The 18,582-nt window shown below is 39.7% G+C and carries 15 protein-coding genes; 5 read left to right on the top strand and 10 right to left on the bottom strand.

Annotation, left to right across the window (positions count from 1 at the left end; genetic code table 11):
• Window positions 1-51: 51 nt before the first annotated feature.
• From NL42_RS11170 to exaC, 5 genes are all read right to left on the bottom strand, one after another.
• Entirely contained in the window at window positions 52-774 is a 723-nt protein-coding gene (locus NL42_RS11170) for a glutamine amidotransferase (protein WP_461312791.1), read from the bottom strand.
• A 166-nt stretch (window positions 775-940) separates the two neighbouring features.
• Complete coding sequence (gene eutC, locus NL42_RS11165; protein ID WP_461312790.1) at window positions 941-1,756, bottom strand: ethanolamine ammonia-lyase subunit EutC; 816 nt, start codon at window positions 1,754-1,756, stop codon at window positions 941-943.
• A gap of 10 nt (window positions 1,757-1,766) precedes the next feature.
• Window positions 1,767-3,152 (bottom strand): ethanolamine ammonia-lyase subunit EutB, encoded by a 1,386-nt coding sequence (locus tag NL42_RS11160; RefSeq protein WP_461312789.1) that lies wholly within the window; start codon window positions 3,150-3,152, stop codon window positions 1,767-1,769.
• Window positions 3,153-3,166: 14 nt separating this feature from the next.
• A complete protein-coding gene (gene eat, locus NL42_RS11155) occupies window positions 3,167-4,603 on the bottom strand; it encodes an ethanolamine permease (RefSeq protein WP_461312788.1) in 1,437 nt (478 codons plus the stop codon).
• Between the two features lie 220 nt (window positions 4,604-4,823).
• Window positions 4,824-6,335, bottom strand: a complete 1,512-nt coding sequence (gene exaC, locus NL42_RS11150; RefSeq protein WP_461312787.1) for an acetaldehyde dehydrogenase ExaC — start codon at window positions 6,333-6,335, stop codon at window positions 4,824-4,826.
• Window positions 6,336-6,477: 142 nt separating this feature from the next.
• On the opposite strand from exaC, the gene NL42_RS11145 reads away from it, so the two are divergent.
• The gene (locus NL42_RS11145; protein WP_461312786.1) at window positions 6,478-7,668 is read left to right on the top strand and encodes a transcriptional regulator; all 1,191 of its coding nucleotides are present in this window, start codon (window positions 6,478-6,480) and stop codon (window positions 7,666-7,668) included.
• Here NL42_RS11145 and NL42_RS11140 read toward each other — a convergent pair.
• Both NL42_RS11140 and mdh read right to left on the bottom strand, forming a co-directional pair.
• The gene (locus tag NL42_RS11140) at window positions 7,665-8,633 is read right to left on the bottom strand and encodes an alpha/beta hydrolase (RefSeq protein ID WP_461312785.1); all 969 of its coding nucleotides are present in this window, start codon (window positions 8,631-8,633) and stop codon (window positions 7,665-7,667) included. The two genes, NL42_RS11145 and NL42_RS11140, sit on opposite strands and share 4 nt — an antisense overlap.
• Before the next feature lie 195 nt (window positions 8,634-8,828).
• Window positions 8,829-10,001 carry an iron-dependent methanol dehydrogenase gene (mdh, locus tag NL42_RS11135; protein ID WP_461312784.1) on the bottom strand — a complete coding sequence of 391 codons (1,173 nt, stop codon included), beginning with the start codon at window positions 9,999-10,001 and terminating at the stop codon, window positions 8,829-8,831.
• 230 nt (window positions 10,002-10,231) lie between these two features.
• On the opposite strand from mdh, the gene NL42_RS11130 reads away from it, so the two are divergent.
• From NL42_RS11130 to NL42_RS11120, 3 genes are all read left to right on the top strand, one after another.
• Window positions 10,232-11,944, top strand: coding sequence for an AAA family ATPase (locus tag NL42_RS11130; protein ID WP_461312783.1), 1,713 nt, complete (start codon window positions 10,232-10,234; stop codon window positions 11,942-11,944).
• A 43-nt stretch (window positions 11,945-11,987) separates the two neighbouring features.
• Window positions 11,988-12,347 (top strand): 5-carboxymethyl-2-hydroxymuconate Delta-isomerase, encoded by a 360-nt coding sequence (locus tag NL42_RS11125; protein ID WP_461312782.1) that lies wholly within the window; start codon window positions 11,988-11,990, stop codon window positions 12,345-12,347.
• Window positions 12,348-12,428: 81 nt separating this feature from the next.
• On the top strand, window positions 12,429-13,280 hold the full coding sequence (locus tag NL42_RS11120; protein WP_461312792.1) for an AraC family transcriptional regulator: 852 nt from the start codon (window positions 12,429-12,431) through the stop codon (window positions 13,278-13,280).
• Window positions 13,281-13,309: 29 nt separating this feature from the next.
• On the opposite strand, the gene thiM is transcribed toward NL42_RS11120, so the two are convergent.
• The 3 genes from thiM to NL42_RS11105 form a co-directional block, all read right to left on the bottom strand.
• A complete protein-coding gene (thiM, locus tag NL42_RS11115; RefSeq protein ID WP_461312781.1) occupies window positions 13,310-14,137 on the bottom strand; it encodes a hydroxyethylthiazole kinase in 828 nt (275 codons plus the stop codon).
• Window positions 14,138-14,172: 35 nt separating this feature from the next.
• Window positions 14,173-15,330: a hypothetical protein gene (locus NL42_RS11110; RefSeq protein WP_461312780.1), complete on the bottom strand. Its 1,158-nt coding sequence runs from the start codon at window positions 15,328-15,330 to the stop codon at window positions 14,173-14,175.
• A 152-nt stretch (window positions 15,331-15,482) separates the two neighbouring features.
• Complete coding sequence (locus NL42_RS11105; protein ID WP_461312779.1) at window positions 15,483-15,740, bottom strand: hypothetical protein; 258 nt, start codon at window positions 15,738-15,740, stop codon at window positions 15,483-15,485.
• A 319-nt stretch (window positions 15,741-16,059) separates the two neighbouring features.
• On the opposite strand from NL42_RS11105, the gene pepN reads away from it, so the two are divergent.
• Window positions 16,060-18,582, top strand: a 2,523-nt coding sequence (pepN, locus tag NL42_RS11100) for an aminopeptidase N (RefSeq protein ID WP_461312778.1), incomplete at its 3' end; no start/stop codon positions are given.

The raw sequence follows: 18,582 nt of genomic DNA, 5'->3' as shown, positions 1-18,582 counted from the left end.
ATAAACATTCGGTTTTATGGATATAATTTAATTAATATATTGAATTAAAGATTAACCACTATATCCAATTCGTTTAAGAAATTTTTGAATAACATCAAAAGCAGCATGTTCGAGATTTTGAGCATACTGCTGATTTTCTTCGCGAAGTTTTGAAATTGAAATATTGGCATGGCGAAGTTCACATGTATGACCAATTAGCCATTTTTCAAAATGTTCTTCAGTACTTTCAATATGGAATTGCAAAGCAAGAATATTATTGCCGACTTCAAATGCCTGATTGGTATAAATATCTGAGCTTGCTAAGAGCACTGCATTTTCAGGAAGATCGAAAGTGTCGCCGTGCCAATGTAGAACATGAACATTGTTAAGCAAACCAGATAAAACCTGATTAGCACGTAGGCTTAAGCTCAGTGGACCCCAGCCAATTTCTTTTTGATGTCCTGCATATACTTTTGCGCCAAGTGCATGAGCAATAAGCTGTGCGCCTAGGCAAATGCCAAGCGTAGGTTTGTCAGCTGCTAAACGTTGTTTGAGTAAAGCGATTTCATCTTTTAAGAATGGATAATCGTCAGTTTCATAAACACCAATTGGGCCACCTAAAATAATGGTTAAACCTTCATATGAAAAAGCAGGAGTTAAATCATCAACACCTGCTTCAAAATAACGGACGCGAAATCCGAGTTGATAAAAGACATCTTCTAATGAACCTAAGTCTTCGAAAGCAAGATGCTGAATGGCATAAATAGTTTTTGGGAAGGCGTTTGTTGTGCTCATAGAAATGATTCATAGAAGATCAATAGGTGGAGTATAGCGATAAATATAAAGAAGAAAATATCTGTATAAATCGTCAATACCTGAAAATTGATATTTTTCGTTAAAATGATGTTGTTATGCAAAGGATTATCTATTCATGAATAAATCTCTAAACATATTCTACTGTTTAAAATAATAGCTTTTGAGTTGCTTCAAGTCCTATATCTGAAAGTTGATGCTCATCTTTTAAATTAACTCCTGAAAAGCTGAGCTGTTTTGATTTTTTCATTAATGCCATTAAACGTTGTACTGCAACTGGAATACTTAAACCTGCTGAGCGGACATTAGAAATACAATTACGTTTAGCATCAAGGCAGCCTGAATATGCATTCCACGTGTAGTAAATTCCCATACTGTCAGGTGAACTTAAACCTGGGCGCTCTCCAATCAGCATCACAAGCATGGATGCTTTAAATATTTCAGCAACTTCATCACCTAAAGCAACCCGACTGCCTGTTGCCAGTGTAATGGGCGCAAGAGTCCAGTTTTCTTGTTGAACTTGTTCACTTAGTGCAGTAATGAATGGAATAGCATTCGCTTCAATCGCTCTTGCAGAGAGTCCATCACCGACCACAATACAAACATCGTATTGTTGAGGCTCATCTGCATATTTCTTAATTAAGACATCTTTTGATTGATCTGAAAGCTGACGTCCTAAATCAGGACGTTTAAGATAGATTTCCTTATTAGGAGCATTACTTTGAACATGAAGACTTTGCAGCTGTCTTTGCGCTAATCGTTCAGATAAATAGGTAACATCCATGTCTTGATAAACCGCATCTTTTGCTTGTGCATGCGACAACTGAAATTCAAGTAAGGCTTGTGTTGGGATGCTACAACCTGCACGGCCCAGAGCAATGCGGGCATCGGTAAACTGTTTAAGTTTTTCCCACTGATCTTGATGAGTAGAGGAAGGATATTGAATATCACGGTTCAGTTTCATGGTGTTCTCCCTAGTTCATGAGCAGACGAGAGAATTGGTCAGGCATGTGGTCTGCCCAACAAATTTGAGAGTTTTGCTGTTTAAAAATACCTTGCTGTTCAAGCCAAGCTGAAAACTCAGGAGCGGGTTTTAAACCTAAGAGTTGTCTTAAATAGAGGGCATCATGAAACGAGGTCGTTTGATAGTTGAGCATGACATCGTCTGAACCCGGAATTCCCATAATAAAGTTAATGCCCGCAGCACCAAATAGGGTAAGGAGAACATCCATATCATTTTGGTCTGCATCCGCATGGTTGGTATAGCAAATGTCGCAGCCCATTGGTACTCCGAGTAACTTGCCGCAGAAGTGGTCTTCTAGTCCTGCACGTATAATTTGTTTGCCGTTAAAAAGATATTCGGGACCAATAAAGCCAACGACTGTATTCACTAAAAGCGGATTGTATTTACGGGCCACTGCATAAGCACGCGTTTCTAATGTTTGCTGATCAACGCCGTGATGTGCATTGCTGGATAATGCACTACCTTGACCCGTTTCAAAGTACATAACATTTTGTCCTATGGTTCCGCGTTTGAGTGCGAGTGTGGCTTCATATCCTTCTTGTAGTAAGTCGAGTGAAATTCCAAAACCTTCATTAGCCAGTTGCGTACCAGCGATTGATTGAAACATTAAATCAATTGGCACATTTTTTTCAGCAAGTTGAATGCCTGAGCTGATATGGGTAAGTACACAAGATTGCGTCGGAATTTGATATTCCTGAATGACATGATCAAGTAATTTCAGTAGCTCTGACAAATTATGAAGGTTATCTGTGGCGGGGTTAATGCCAATCACTGCATCACCATTGCCATACATCAAACCATCTAAAATACTGGCAGAAATACCCAGTACATCATCGGTGGGGTGGTTCGGTTGTAAACGGGTAGAAAGATGACCCTTTAAACCAATCGTGTTGCGAAATTGGGTGATTACTTCACATTTACTGGCGACATAAATCAAATCTTGATTGCGCATAATTTTGCTGACAGCAGCTACCATTTCTGGAGTTAAACCTGATGCTAAGGCTTTTAAACTTTGAGCAGTGGCTTCTTCTCCAAGTAACCAATTTCGAAAATCACCTACTGTAAAGTGTGAAATAGGGGCAAAGGCTGCCAGATCATGTTCATCAATAATTAGTCGTGTAATTTCATCAGTTTCGTAATCGACCAGAACCTCATTTAAAAAGGTTTTAAGTGGTACATCGGCTAGTGTCATTTGTGCCGCAACATGTTCGGTTGCATCTCTGGCCGCTACACCTGCTAATTCATCGCCAGAACGTAACGGCGTTGCTTTTGCCATCAAGGTCTTCAAGTCAGCAAAATGATACTGTTGATTGGCGACAATATTGCGATAACTCATAGTTGCATCCTTTTTTATAGTTCTTGTTCTGCGGCTTTAATATTTGCAAACTCTTCTTCTGGTGTACCTTTAACTAAATGATAACGGCTATAGAATAAAAAGTAAGCAATAAATACGACATAAATAGCGGCAGCAATAAACCAAACTTTTGGATTAACAACAAAGCCTGCGACTACAGCAGCGACTGCTAGAACTAAGGCAATACTTGAAGTAACGATTCCTCCAGGAGTTTTATAAGGACGAGGCATGTCGGATTTAGATAGGCGTAGCTTGATGTGGGATAAAAGAATCAACACATAGGAAATGGTGGCACCAAAAACCGCGATTAAAATCAGTGAATCGCCTTCTTTGGTAAGTGAAAGCAAGAACCCAATAATGCCCGGAATAATAATTGCGAGATAAGGGGCTTTATTTTTATTGGTTAAAGAGAGTGAAGTAGGTAAGTAACCAGCACGAGAGAGTGCAAAAATTTGACGTGAATAGGCATAGATAATTGAAAAGAAACTCGCGATTAAACCTGCTAAACCAACAAAGTTAACAAAAGTCGCAAGCCAAGTGTTGGTGCCATAAACTTTAACCAGAGCATCGACGAGGGGAGCTCCTGAGTTTTGCAAAGTACTTGCACCTGCTGCGCCCGCACCCAAGAATAAAATGAGCATAGCAAACGCCGTTAATATGAGCATTGCTCCGATTAAACCGCGTGGGAGAGATTTTGCTGGATCTTTTGCTTCTTCGGCGGCTAATGGCACACCTTCAACTGCAAGGAAAAACCAGATTGCAAAGGGAACTGCGGCCCAGATGCCTAAGTAACCATGAGGTAGAAAACGACTTGCACCAGCTGCTGTGCCAACAGGAATATCTAATAAATTTTGTGTATTAAAATGTGGAATCATTGCGACAATAAATACAACTAGAGCAACAGCTGCGACAAGTGTAATTGCGAACATAATTTTTAAGGCTTCGCCGGCACCTTTCAGATGTATGCCCATAAAAATGGCGTAGCAGGCGAGGTAAATCATCCAGCCATTTATGCCAAATAGAGATTCGCAATAACCACCAATAAATACGGCAATAGCAGCAGGGGCAATCGCGTATTCAATTAAAATGGCTGTGCCTGTTAAATAGCCCCCAAAAGGACCAAAAGCAGCACGCGCAAAACTATAACCACCGCCTGCTGTCGGCATCATGGTGGACATTTCTGACATAGAAAGACACAGGCACAGATACATGATTGCGGCGAGTGCAGTGGCAATAAACATACCACCCCAGCCACCTTGGGCTATGCCAAAGTTCCAGCCGGCAAAATCACCCGATATCACATAAGCTACGCCTAAACCAATCAGGAGTAACCAACCAACCGTACCTTGTTTGAGTTGACGCTGAGCAAAATATTCTGCTGATGAGACTTCTGTGCTTGAAGAAATGACGGAAGCTGTTTCTGGTTGATTCATACAATACTCCTGAGAGTGGGTTTGTATGAATCAATGCAAAAGCAATGCCTAAATGAAGCACTTCAGAGAGTAGATGGAGATTTTTTATTCTAAATGATAAAAATTCAAGCTTAACAACCGTAAATAAAGAAGCCAGCAATCTAAATTACTGGCTTCTTATATAATTAGTCATCTTACTTCTTACTAGTGTTGATAGTTTGGTATCAACTTGGTGCGAAACTTAGAAGAAGCCCATTGGTTTAGTTGAGTAACTCACCAACAAGTTTTTAGTCTGTTGATAGTGATCTAGCATCATTTTATGGTTTTCACGGCCAATACCAGACTTCTTGTAGCCACCAAATGCAGCATGTGCAGGGTAGATGTTGTAGCAGTTTGTCCAAACACGGCCAGCTTCAATAGCACGACCAGCACGATAAGAAATATGAGCTGAACGTGACCATACACCTGCACCTAAACCATACATGGTGTCATTGGCAATTTTAATTGCATCGTCAAAGTCTTTGAACGTTGTCACAGCAAGTACAGGTCCAAAAATTTCTTCTTGGAAAACTTGCATGCCATTGTGACCTTTAAAAATAGTCGGATCAACATAATAACCATCGCCTACTTCTTTACGGCCGCTACCGCCAAGTAAGAGTTCTGCACCTTCTTCACGACCAGTGTTAATACAACGTAAGATTTTCTCTTGTTGTTGTAGAGATGCTTGAGCACCAATCATCGTTTCAGTATCAAGTGGATGACCAGTTTTAATACGTTTTACGCGTTCAACAGCCATCTCTAAGAACTGATCAGCAATACTTTCTTGTACTAAAGCACGAGAAGGGCAAGTACATACTTCACCTTGGTTTAAGGCAAACATGGCGAAACCTTCAAGCGTTTTTTCTAAGAAGTCATCTTCTTTATCCATGATATCTTCAAAGAAAAGGTTTGGTGACTTACCACCAAGTTCTAAGGTGACTGGAATAATATTTTCAGTCGCATATTGCATCACCATTTGTCCAGTTTGAGTTGAACCTGTGAATGCAATTTTTGCAATACGTGGGTTTGTCGCTAAAGGACGGCCGACTTCTGAACCGAAACCATTGACAATATTAAGGACACCCGGTGGTAAAATATCTTGGATGAGTTCAGCCACCAACAAAATACCCACTGGAGTTTGCTCAGCTGGCTTAATCACAACGCAGTTACCAGCTGCTAAAGCAGGAGCAAGTTTCCATGCTGCCATCAAAATCGGGAAGTTCCATGGAATGATTTGGCCAACAACGCCTAATGGTTCGTGGAAGTGGTAAGCAATGGTATCTTCATCAATTTCTGAGATGCCACCTTCTTGAGCACGAATACATCCAGCGAAATAACGGAAATGGTCAATCGCAAGCGGAAGGTCAGCTGCTAAAGTTTCACGGACTGCTTTACCGTTATCCCAAGTTTCGGCAACAGCAAGCATTTCAAGATTTGCTTCTAAACGATCAGCAATTTTTAAAAGGATATTCGAGCGTACCGTTGGTGATGCTTTATTCCATGTTGCTTTTGCTTTGTGTGCTGCATCTAGAGCGAGTTCAATATCTTCGGCACTAGAGCGTGGAATACGTGTGAAAGCTTTTCCATCAACAGGAGATACATTGTCAAAATAAGCACCTTTTACAGGTGCTACCCATTCACCGCCAATAAAATTTTTGTATTGTGATTTAAATTGAACTTTTGAGCCTGGTTGATTTGGATCGATATAGCGCATATAAATATTCCTTTGCTTTTTAGGACTAAAGACTAACAAGAACCCTGTCAGTAGGTACTTTCGTACTTTGTATAATTAGGATATAAAGAAGAAGGTTGGAGAAAGGTTGGAATAGAAATGTGGATATATAAGGAATTTACAAATGTTCACAAAAAAGGATTTATTGCAGCAACGGACGTTGATTGATCAACTGCGTACGCAAAATAGTCTCTCTCCTCAGAATGCTGCCAAGCTCGGCCAAAGCATTGCAAGCTCGTGGGAACGATCAGCTTCTGCTGCGATTCCTAAAGAGCGTTTTGCGGCTCCCTTAGTCGAGAAAAAATCTGCTTCACAAAATGCTTTAGATATGGCTTTAAGTCAGTGTGCTGGCGATTTACGTCATATTGCAGAGCAATCTTCAATGGTGATTGCTGTCGGTGATATCGGTAGTACCATCATTTGGACGGCAACAAGTGCGCAAATGCAAAGCGCTGCTGAGCGTGTTCACTTTGTGCAGGGTGGTCAATGGCGTGAAGAATTTGTCGGTACCAATGCACTGGCTTTGTCTTTAAAAACGCAACAATCAAGCTGTGTTTTTTCAAATGAACATTATATGGAATCGATTCATGAATGGGTTTGTTATGCTGCCCCAATTATCGATCCATACTCAAAACAAACCCTCGGTGTCGTTGATTTATCAACAACATGGAAGAATCATAATAGTTTAGGAATATTGGCAGCTGAACGTTGTGCATCCATTATTCAGTCTGCTTTGCTAGAGCAGCAGCGTCAGCAATTAAATATTCGGGCATTTTCGACGCCACAAGTTAAATTTAATGGCAAAAGTTTATTATTAACACCGCGTCAAATTGAAATTTTAACCATATTGGCGTTATGTCCACATGGTTTAACTTTAGAGCATCTTTATCAGGCGCTCTATGGCGAACGTAAAGTTAGTATGGGTACGCTTAAAGCTGAAATGTCTCAACTAAGAGATATTTTGGGTGGTTTACTTGGTTCACGCCCATATCGTTTGCTAGTGCATGTTGAGGCTGATTTTTTACAAGCTGAACAAGCACTGGATGCAGGATATGCAGCCTCGGCTTTGCAGCTTTACACTGGTGTATTTCTGGCAAAAACGGAAAGTCCCTTTTTATGTGCATGGCGTGATTGCCTTGAATCACGCTTGAGCGATGCAATTTTTAAAACGCAAGAAACAGATTTATTACTTAAGCATTTAGCTCATTTCCCTGAAGCAATCGATGCGGTAGAACGTCTTATGGAGTTAGTACCGAGCGAACATCCTGCGCATCAATTACTGATGAAATACCTTGACTCACCTAAGCTCAGTTAAGTGATTTTTTGATCCAGCCACTGGAATAATTGTTGATAGACTTGTTCCCGTACTGGCTGGGCCGAAAGGACTAAATCATGCAATCCATTGTGAATAGAGACAACAGAGACATCACCTTTGATTTTTTTACCAAATTTTTCAATGTCTTTAACGTCTAAAATTACATCACTCTGAGTCGCATCTGCTCCCCATTTTTTAGGGTTTTTAGTCTGATGAGAGTGCATAATTAGTGCGGGAACATTGAGTTTAACCCCGCGATGTATTTCTTTTTGTGCCGTATGAATCGCATGTAGAAAGCTGAGTTGAACAGTAGACGCAGAGGTAGGTTTCCAGTCCAGATTAAAGTCCCATTCGCCCTTGAGCTGTTTGTGAAGGCTCGCGGTGTACCATTTGTTCAGTTGGCTTGGGAATTTAACTTTTGGCAGATATTTTCCTACTCGACTGAGTACTGGAATACCAAATTTCTTTTCGATTAAGCTTAAATTAAAATCGTAAAACGGGCTGTTTGCCCAAAGTGCTTTAATCAGAGGGTGGTTTGGGTTATGGGCAGCATAAAGTGTTGCTGTCAAACCGCCAGTCGAATGCCCTGCAAGCAAGACTTGGGTATGCTGTTCTTTACCAATAATTTCTAATGCTTGTGTAATTTCGGCATCGTATTCATTTAAATCAAGCACATTATAGAAAATTTGATGTTGTAGCTTTGAACGGCCGTATTTCCTTAAATCCAAGGCATAGAAGTCGTAACCATGAGCATTAAATTGCTCAGCCATTTCGGTTTGAAAGAAATAGTCTAAAAAACCATGAATATATAGCACGGCTTTTTGAGTCGATTGAGCGGCCTTTTTACGCACTAAGGTTGCTACAACTTTGCCTTCGTAATCATTAGGAAAGTTGAGTGTAAGCTGTTCATAGCCAGTACCTAAAATATCTGGAACATAATTTTGATTAGCTGAAGATGTATTCATTTTTATCGAGCTATTGTAATTAAGACATGTTGAGTATCCTTCAATGAAATGGGCGAATTGTCAATCAGGTTTAGAGAAGGTTGGAATATAGTTTCTAAAAAAAGGGAATACCGCTGGAGCTAAGTATTCCCGAAAAAAGTAAGTCAACGGTCGGAGGGATTTGACTTACTTGAGGGATATGCCATTACATCAGTATTAAAGTGCTGCTTTAAAAATCTCCACAACTTGTGCATGATTTGCTTTACGAGGGTTGGTTAACATACAAGCATCTTTTTGAGCATTATCTGCCATGACTGCAAGGTCTTCAGTTTTCACACCTAGCTCTGTTAAACCAGATGGAATACCAATCGATGAAGACAGTTTACGAATGGCATCAATAGCAGCATAGGCAGCTTCCATCACTGTTAACCCGTGAGTTCTTACACCCATTAACTCCGCGATTTTTGCGTAACGATCTGGGCAAGCAATTAAGTTAAATTCACACACGTGTGGTAACAAGATTGCATTACACACGCCGTGAGGTAGGTTGTAGAAACCGCCCAACTGATGAGCCATTGCATGAACATAACCCAAAGATGCGTTGTTAAATGCCATGCCAGCCAAGTACTGTGCATAGCTCATTGCATCACGTGCTTCGATGTTTTCACCATTTGCGACAGCAGGTTGTAACCACTGGCTAATCATCGTGATAGCTTTTTCTGCACAAGCATCGGTAATTGGGTTTGCTGCTGTAGAAACATATGCTTCAACCGCATGAGTTAACGCATCCATACCCGTTGCCGCTGTTAGACCAGCTGGTTTTGCAATCATGAGTTTCGGGTCATCAATTGCAATCAGTGGGGTACAACGCCAGTCGACAATTGCCATTTTTACGTGAGTGTCTGTATTGGTAATAATACAGAAACGAGTCATTTCAGATGCAGTACCAGCCGTTGTGTTGATTGCAATCAGTGGCGTCATTGGCACTTTGCTTTTATCAATACCTTCGTAGTCACGAATATGGCCACCGCCAGCAGTAACTAGGCCAATCCCTTTTGCACAATCATGGGATGAACCACCACCTAGAGAGACAATAAAGTCACAGCCATTTTCATTATAGGCATTTACACCGTTATGAACATTAATATCGGTTGGGTTAGGTTCTGCACCCGGAAAAATATGGCTCGCAACGCCTGCTTCAGTTAAATAGTTTGCGATAAGATCTGCGACACCAAATTTAAATAAGCCTGCATCGGTCACAATTAATGCTTTTTTTGCGCCGAGGTTTTGTGCCTTTGTACCAATTTCTTTGGCACATCCTGGTCCAAAGAGTGATACACAGGGAATATAAAAACCGTTTGTTTGATCTGCAATATTTTTAAAAGCCATGGAGTGATTCCTTCTTCCATAAATCCATTGTTTGTTATTACAGGTGAGCCTCACCATGGGCCTAGTATTGTGATGTGACGCTACTTTTCCTACCTACCAAAAACCTACCAAATATCATTTAATTATTAATTATTGATTTATATGGTTTTTACAGAAATTCTGGCACATTCATTTAATTTTTTTGGGAAAGTCGTTAAGCTATGGGCTGTTGAAGATGTACTTATGAGATTATGAAACAGGAAACTGCGCTTAAACTGCTTAAAGCAGGTGAAAATGTCTTTTTAACCGGTTCGGCTGGTGCAGGGAAAACCTATACACTTAATCAGTACATCCAATACCTAAAAGCACGTAAAGTGCCTGTGGCAATTACGGCATCTACAGGTATTGCTGCAACACATATGAACGGCATGACCATTCATACATGGGCGGGCATCGGTATTAAAGATCAGTTAACTGACGATGACCTAAAACGTATGAAAGAGCGTAAATATCTCAAGGAACACCTTGAAAATGCGCAAGTTCTCGTCATCGATGAAATCTCGATGCTCCATGCTAAGCAGCTTAATCTGGTCAATCAGGTTTTAAAATATTTTAAAGAAAGTGATGAAGCTTTTGGCGGTATTCAAGTCATTGTAGCTGGAGATTTCTTTCAGTTACCACCAGTTGGGCGTAATAGTGAAGCCAACCGTGACAAGTTCTGTTTTATGTCTGATGCATGGGTCGAAGCCAAATTTCGCGTATGTTATTTAACGGAACAACACCGTCAAGATGATGAAATTCTAAATCAGATTTTAAATGCCATTCGTGCGCAGAATATTCAATCAGATCATTTACACGCATTACGTCAATCACGCTCGCAAGATATTGGTGAGACCTTTACTCGTCTTTATACGCACAATATGGATGTCGACAATATCAATTATCAGCACTTAAATGAAATTGATAATGAAGGGCATCAATTCAATGCCGTTTTAGATGGTAATGAAAAGTTATTAGAAACTTTAAAATCTTCGGTTCGTGCGCCAGAAGAACTCACACTGAAAAAGCATGCCAAAGTTATGTTTGTAAAAAATAACTTTGATATGGGGTATATCAACGGGAGTTTAGGTGAAGTCATTGGCTTTGAAGAAGATGACGAAAATGGCTTATTGCCGAAAGTAAAACTGACTGATGGCACGACTTTGCTGGTTGCTCCTGAAACATGGTCAGTTGAAAATGAAGCAGGTAAAGTGATTGCAAGTTTTCAGCAAATTCCACTTCGTTTAGCGTGGGCAATTACCATTCATAAAAGCCAAGGGATGACTTTAGAAGCTGCTGAAATTAACCTTACGAATACCTTCGAAAAAGGTCAGGGTTATGTAGCATTGTCGCGTTTAAAATCTTTAACTGGTCTTAAGTTATTAGGGATTAACGAGCAAGCTTTAGAGTTAGATAGTTTAGCTGTAAAAGCTGATCGTCGTTTTCAAGAGCTTTCTAAAGAAGCCGAAGTTAATTTTGCTGATGTAGATTTAACTGCTCAGCACAAAGCCTTTATTCGTCACTGTGGCGGCACTTTAAATGAAACCGAGATTTCTCGTAATGAGAAAAAAATCGCAAAAGGTGGAAAGCAAAATTACGCTACGGCAACGCTAGATGAAACACGTGCATTGTTTGAAGAAGGTTATGAAATTGAAGACATCGCGCATGAGCGTGGTCTGACACCAGCAACGATCATTAATCATTTAGCACGACTTCATAAGGAACAAAAACTAGATATTTCAGTTGCCCATCCGGGTGAGGAAGTAGTCGAAGAAATCCGAAAAATTTATAAGAAGCTGAAAAAACGTCAAAATCCAGATCATTTTTCTGATGATGGATCGATCAAACTAAGACCAATTGTTGAAGCAACCAGCCCTCGAATGGGATATGATCAGGTCCGATTAGCTTTATTATTTATTGAGTAAAGTTTAATTAGCTTAATTACTTATTACATAAATTGAGGTGGCTATGCCGCACGTTGTAGTTGATTATTCAGAAAACTTAACCGGATTAAACGCAAAACAATTACTTGAAGAAATTAATACCATACTGATTGAGACAGAGTTATTTAGTCCAGAAGACATTAAAAGCCGTGCGCGTAAAGACGAGGTTTTCCTCATTGGCTTAGGGGCTGATCAAGCTTATATTCATGTAAAAGTTTATATTTTGTCTGGAAGAACTGCCGAACAAAAACAGCTAATAGGTGATCAGTTATTAACGGCACTCAGCAATAAAAATTATCTACAACCAGAGTTTAATAAAGAAATTCAATTGTGCGTTGAGCTTGTCGATATGCCAAGAGAAGATTATTTCAAACAAGTTGTATAACACTAAAAAGCGCAATTTCGATCAAGAATAGAGATTAGCACTATGTAAAAGTAGTGCTATCGAATGAACAGACATAAATGTATGGCTGTATATATAAAAAAGCTGCAACTGGTTTGCGATTATATTCAAAGACATTTAGATGAAGATTTAGATGTTGACCGATTGAGCCAGATTGCAGTCTTATCTAAGTTTCATTTTCATCGTATTTTTGCCGTTCATATTGGTTTAAATGTGATGAAGTTTATTCAACTTTCTCGTTTAAAGCGGGCCTCTTTTCAATTGGCTTTTGAACCTGAACTCAAAATTATTGAGATTGCATTGCAAGCAGGGTTTGACAGTCCAGAGGCATTTACTCGTGCATTTAAGCGTTCATTTGATCAAACTCCGCGGGCTTTTAGAGATAAACCGGATTGGGAATCTTGGCACCAGAAGTTTGTTTTTACACTTCCAAAAAGTGAGCTAAAAATGAATGTAAATATTGTTGAGCGTCCTGCTGAAAAGATTGCCTATCTGTCGCATTTAGGGAGTCCAGATAAAGTCTTTGAAACCGCTGCACGTTTTATTGCTTGGCGTAAAGAAACAGGTTTGTCGCCCGTGACCAAGTCTAGAACTTATGGGATTCCGTTTGCTGACCCTGAGCAGACTCCGTCTGACGAGTTTCGATTTGATATTGCTGGTTCAATTGAAAAGGCTGTACCCGAAAATAGTTACGGCGTACAAACAGGTGAAATTCCTGCGGGTCGTTATGCGACTGTAAGACATTTTGGTAGCCACGACCAGATTAAAGATAGTGTTTATTACATCTTTAGAAACTGGTTACCTGAGCAACCCGAAGAAGCAGGGGAATATCCAGTTTTCTTTCACTATCATAATTTTGTGCATGATGTGAAAGAGTGTGATCTTATTACAGATATCTACTTACTTTTAAAATAAGAGTAGTCGAATAAAGGCATAACTTGCGGTTATGCCTTTAAACCTAATAGCTTTATATTTGCATATTGCTCAATTAGGTTAGCATCTAACATATGGATATAGTCCATAAAAATGTTACTAAAGCTTCCCATGGTTTGTGCCTGATTAGCCGCAAGTTTACCCGCAATTGCAAAATGTACATGGGCTGAAAGCGCTGCAATGGTTGGAGTCGTTACCGCACTATATGCAGCAATTAATGCACCTAAAGCACAACCAGTTGCTGTAATTTTGGGTTGTAAGGGGCTACCGCCGTTAACTTGGATAACGACATCTAGTTCTTTAGATAAAATGTAATCGGACTCACCTGAAATTGCGATACAGCCTGTATGTACTAATAGCGCGTAAGCCTGTCGATAGGCATCATCACTACTTAGGGTACTATCAACACCTTTAGATTGAATTTGATTACCTGCAAGTGTACTGATTTCTGAAGCATTACCACGAATAACGCTAGGCTTAAACTGTAAAAGTTCATCTGTCATTTGACTGCGCCAAGCTAAAACTGGTCCATAGCCCACCGGATCAAGCACCCACGGAATGTTATTAAGTTGCGCTGTTTTTGCAGAGATTTGCATGGCCTGCATTTGCTCTGAAGTCGGGGTGCCTAAATTAATGCTTAAAGCCGATGAAATTTTGGTAAAGCTTTCTGCTTCATAAGGATTATCAATCATCGCAGGCGAAGCACCAGAAGCGAGTAATATATTGGCTGTATAGTTAGCTGCAACACTATTAGTAATACATTGCACAAGAGGCGTTTTTGCCTGCATGTTGTGCCAAGCTTCAATGACCTGTTCAATCAAACTAGATGTCGATGTCATATTATTATCCCTAGTAAGCCAAAGTGATGATAGATTTAGTGGGTAAAATAGTGGTCTTGATGCTTACATTTTTGGCAAATCAAAGACACATAATCTGCTGCATCATAATCAACAGTTAAATCATTTGAACCACAATGCATACAACGTTTAACTGAGTAAAAATTTAAACGTGGTTCAATTTTTCGCCATGCTTTCCATACCGGTTGTACAAATATTTGTTCGTCATAACCTAAGAAGCGGTTAAGCAAAATATAACTCATTTTACTATAGGGAATATTATGAGGACGAGGCAGCATAGAGGTTTCCCACTTTTCAGCTAAGGCTCTCTCTCGATATTGCTCTAAAGTTTTCTTTAATAGATTGGTATTAATAAACTTATCATTGCGAGGCTGTAAAACTTTTTGCTTATATAGATATTCGAGTGCAGTTTGTACGAGATAATAAATCTGCCCAATTGCGAGTGAATCCATTAAACGATAGCAAAAGCTTTGAAAATTTGAATTTCCGGCAATCTGGATACCCCAAGTTCGGCAATAGAACTGCATGAACTGGATAATTTCTTGATACAGCACCTGAAAAAGTACATCTTTAACTTCATCTGCACTACGAAAAGGAACGCCGTAACTTAAATTTTCATAAAACCAATTACGTAGTTGCTGAGCCACACTAAATAGACTTGGATCGCTGTAGCCATCTAAACGAATATTTAAGTAAAAACACTGTGGGTCATCAGTTTGATCATTTGCATTCAAAATGCCATCTTTATGCAATTGTTTAATTAAATAACTCTGAAACATCCAGTTAGGCGTGATGTGATGGTATTTAATTTTGTCCCAATGAATATATTCATCATGAGTGATCTCTTCACGGGCATATTCATCTAAAAGACTCAGCAAGAAAAGTTTATGCAAAAAACTGAGCTGTTCCAGACTGCGTTGTGGCTGTTCTTTTGATTTAAATTGGCGTTGTTCCTGTAAGCGTGTTTGCTGTAAAAGTTTTTTCCGTTGTTTGGTACACGTTTCACAGTGGCACGTCATTTTTTCATCTTTAAATACGCGGTGCTGACAATGACTGCATTCATGAAATTGAATGTCTTGTTCAAATTGCTCGGCATCTACCCAATACATTGAAGCTTGGCAGAGAGGACAATGGCTACTTTCATCCAGTTGTTTCTGTAGAATTTGTAAGGCCATTTTGCTCCGAACATAAAATAAAAAATGATGGGGGCTATTATACACAGCCGTACTGTATATGGCTGAGATTGCTAGTTGCGTTTGTTGTTAAAATAAAAAGACCTAAAATCTATGTGAGAATTTTAGGTCTTTATCTCGAGTTAAATTGTTGATTAAACAGGGCACGGCAAGTTCTCATCATTTTGTCCAAGTTTTTTGGCATTAATAAGTGCCTGTACTTTTTTACTTGGTAATTTTATTTTGCCTAGTGCATCGTAAGTATTCACAATGGAGCTAATTTCCTGAGCCGTTATAGAAATACCTTCCGCAGTTAAGAACACCGCAATCACATGGTGATCGAGTCCTGCTGCGTGTAAATCATGAATCGCTTTAATATTTTCTAAACGATGAAAATGTGCTTTTAATTCCATATTGACACCTCTTAATCTTATTGAAATACCCATATTGGTCTATTTAAATAGGCAAGAACCATGCCCAAAATGTAAGCTGACTCTAAAAAATGTTAAAAGCTAAAGGTGTTTTATTTTTATTGTATAGATTGCTTATATAAACAACGATTATCGTAAATTTGGTCTAATCTGTGCTAATAAAACCAGATTCTAATTTGAAATGTATCAATGAAGTCCCATTAATTTTATAAAGGTAAGCAAATACAGTATGTATGACTTGGCGTATGATATTTCATGGCGACTCATACTGCCGTTTTAGACGAGTATATAAGGAATAAAGATGAATATTGCGGCGCAGCCTCCAGTTCAGGCAGATCAAACAGTTTATTTAAAAGATTATCAAAAACCTGCGTTTTTAGTTGAATCAATTAATCTTGATATTCAAGTATATGATGATAAAACAATTGTTGATTCAACATTGGTGATGAAGCGCCAAACTGAGGGCGATCTGGTTTTGCTTGGTCGTGATCTTGAGTTGCAATCTGTTCAGTTAAATGGACAAATTCTTACTTCTGCACAATATTCGCTCGATAGTGAGCAATTGGTGATCACTAACGCACCAGCTGAAGTCATTTTACAAACACAAGTCATTATTCATCCTGAAACCAATACTCAATTAGAAGGTTTATATAAAGCCGATGAGTTGTTTGTAACCCAAAACGAACCTGAAGGTTTCCGCAAAATTACGTTCTATCCAGACCGTCCAGACGTACTTTCAGTCTTTACTACACGTGTAGAAGCAGACAAAAAATATCCAGTGTTACTTGCCAATGGTAATTTGCTAGAAACAGGTGAAGTTGGCGAAAACCGCCACTTTGCCATCTGGCAAGACCCGACTAAAAAACCAAGCTATTTGTTTGCTTGTGTCATTGGTGATTTAGCTGTACTTAAAGATCGTTATACGACGTCTGAAGGGCGCGATGTTGCTTTAGAAATCTATGCGATTGAGAAAGATATTCCAAAATGCCATATTGCGATGGAAGCATTAAAGCATTCAATGCGTTGGGATGAAGAGCACTATGGCCGTGCTTATGACCTCGATAACTATATGATTGTTGCAGTAAGTCAGTTCAACATGGGGGCTATGGAAAATAAAGGTTTAAATATCTTTAATACGTCATGTGTACTTGCTGATGAAGAGTACACAACTGACGCAGCGATTATGCGTGTACAGTCTGTGATTGCTCACGAATATTTCCATAACTGGACAGGGAACCGTATTACTTGCCGTGACTGGTTCCAACTCTGCTTAAAAGAAGGCTTAACGGTATTCCGTGATCAATCTTTCTCAGAAGATTTACAATCTGCTGCGGTTCAACGTATTGATGATGTGGCTGTGCTTAAATCACACCAATTCCCTGAAGATGCAGGTCCATTGTCGCACCCGCCACGTCCAGATCACTTTGTAGAAATTAATAACTTCTATACAGCGACGGTCTATGAAAAAGGTGCGGAAATTAACCGCATGATGTCGACTTTACTCGGTAAAGAAAAATACCGTCAAGGAACCGACGAATATTTCCGCCGTCATGATGGGCAGGCTGTAACTGTAGAAGATTGGGTTGCTGCTTTAACTGCGGGTTCAGGTGTAGATTTATCTGCATTCTTAACTTGGTATAACCAACCAGGTACACCAAAGCTTGAAGCAAAAGGTGAATATGATGCAGCAGCACAAACTTACCGTTTAAGCTTTAAACAAAGCCTGAAAGCACATCCTAAATACCCAAATTTAAAAGCTGTTCCGATTCCTGTGGCTTTAGCACTCTTTAATGCGAAAACAGGTGAGCAATATACATTGCACAGTGACAGCCTATTTGTAAACGATGTTAAAGATGGCATGTACTTATTTGACCAAGATGAGGCAAGCATTGAATTTACTGGCGTGACTGAGCAACCAGTGGTGTCGCTACTTCGTAATTTCTCAGCTCCGGTAAATCTCGTATTTGATTATACCGATGAAGAATTAGCTTTCTTAATTCAGCACGAAACGAATGGTTTTAACCAGTGGCAAGCAACGCAAACCTTGCTTGAGCGTATTTTGTTAGAAGACCATTCAGCTGATGCTTACATTCAAGCTATTCAAAGCACTTTACCTGAGCTAGTTGGTCGTGACCCGCTTTTAGCATCGCGTTTGTTTGATGTACCAAGTGAAGGTTATTTAGGTAGTCGTATCGATCAGGACTATGCACCATCCGATATTCATGTAAAACGTGAAGCCTTGCTGAATCGTTTGGCACAAGAGTTAGGTTCATTCTGGAAAGATACTTACCTTACGCTTGACCCAGACTTGCAAAAAGAATTTTCTTTGGCAATGGGTGTGCGTGCGTTAAAGAACATTATGCTGATGATGATGGCTCGTCAGGGTGATCAAACCGCATTTGAACTTGCACACGTGCAATATCAGAACACAGGTAATATGTCTGAACGCTTAGGGGCGTTACGTGTATTGGTTTGGCAAAATGCACCTCAGGCTCAAGATGCACTTGCTGATTTTTATGACCGCTTTAAAGATGAAGCTTTATCTTTAGATCAATGGTTCATGATTCAGGCAGCAAACCCAAATGCGACAGCAGAAACAATCGAGTACCTGACTCAACATCCTGACTATGATTTAACAACTCCAAACCGTATTCGTGCGGTGAGTGGTGGGGTGTCAAATAACCCTGAAAACACTTGGGGCTTTGGTGTGGCTCACTTTATTAACCTTGCACAATATCTCGATGAAAAGAACCCAATTTTAGGTTCACGCCTGTTACAGGTATTGTCGCGTTGGTACACACTTGCTGAACCGCAACGTACTCAA

This window comes from Acinetobacter sp. GN11 (assembly GCF_054823985.1).
The sequence above is the reverse complement of the archived record's forward strand: the minus strand, read 5'-3'. Positions and strand labels throughout refer to the sequence as shown.

What these genes read in the sequence shown, in the direction of transcription:
- NL42_RS11170 (WP_461312791.1), bottom strand. Translation starts at nt 774, where the DNA reads ATGAGCACAACAAACGCCTTCCCAAAAACTATTTATGCCATTCAGCAT.
- eutC (WP_461312790.1), bottom strand. Translation starts at nt 1,756, where the DNA reads ATGAAACTGAACCGTGATATTCAATATCCTTCCTCTACTCATCAAGAT.
- NL42_RS11160 (WP_461312789.1), bottom strand. Translation starts at nt 3,152, where the DNA reads ATGAGTTATCGCAATATTGTCGCCAATCAACAGTATCATTTTGCTGAC.
- eat (WP_461312788.1), bottom strand. Translation starts at nt 4,603, where the DNA reads ATGAATCAACCAGAAACAGCTTCCGTCATTTCTTCAAGCACAGAAGTC.
- exaC (WP_461312787.1), bottom strand. Translation starts at nt 6,335, where the DNA reads ATGCGCTATATCGATCCAAATCAACCAGGCTCAAAAGTTCAATTTAAA.
- NL42_RS11145 (WP_461312786.1), top strand. Translation starts at nt 6,478, where the DNA reads ATGTTCACAAAAAAGGATTTATTGCAGCAACGGACGTTGATTGATCAA.
- NL42_RS11140 (WP_461312785.1), bottom strand. Translation starts at nt 8,633, where the DNA reads ATGAATACATCTTCAGCTAATCAAAATTATGTTCCAGATATTTTAGGT.
- mdh (WP_461312784.1), bottom strand. Translation starts at nt 10,001, where the DNA reads ATGGCTTTTAAAAATATTGCAGATCAAACAAACGGTTTTTATATTCCC.
- NL42_RS11130 (WP_461312783.1), top strand. Translation starts at nt 10,232, where the DNA reads ATGAAACAGGAAACTGCGCTTAAACTGCTTAAAGCAGGTGAAAATGTC.
- NL42_RS11125 (WP_461312782.1), top strand. Translation starts at nt 11,988, where the DNA reads ATGCCGCACGTTGTAGTTGATTATTCAGAAAACTTAACCGGATTAAAC.
- NL42_RS11120 (WP_461312792.1), top strand. Translation starts at nt 12,429, where the DNA reads ATGGCTGTATATATAAAAAAGCTGCAACTGGTTTGCGATTATATTCAA.
- thiM (WP_461312781.1), bottom strand. Translation starts at nt 14,137, where the DNA reads ATGACATCGACATCTAGTTTGATTGAACAGGTCATTGAAGCTTGGCAC.
- NL42_RS11110 (WP_461312780.1), bottom strand. Translation starts at nt 15,330, where the DNA reads ATGGCCTTACAAATTCTACAGAAACAACTGGATGAAAGTAGCCATTGT.
- NL42_RS11105 (WP_461312779.1), bottom strand. Translation starts at nt 15,740, where the DNA reads ATGGAATTAAAAGCACATTTTCATCGTTTAGAAAATATTAAAGCGATT.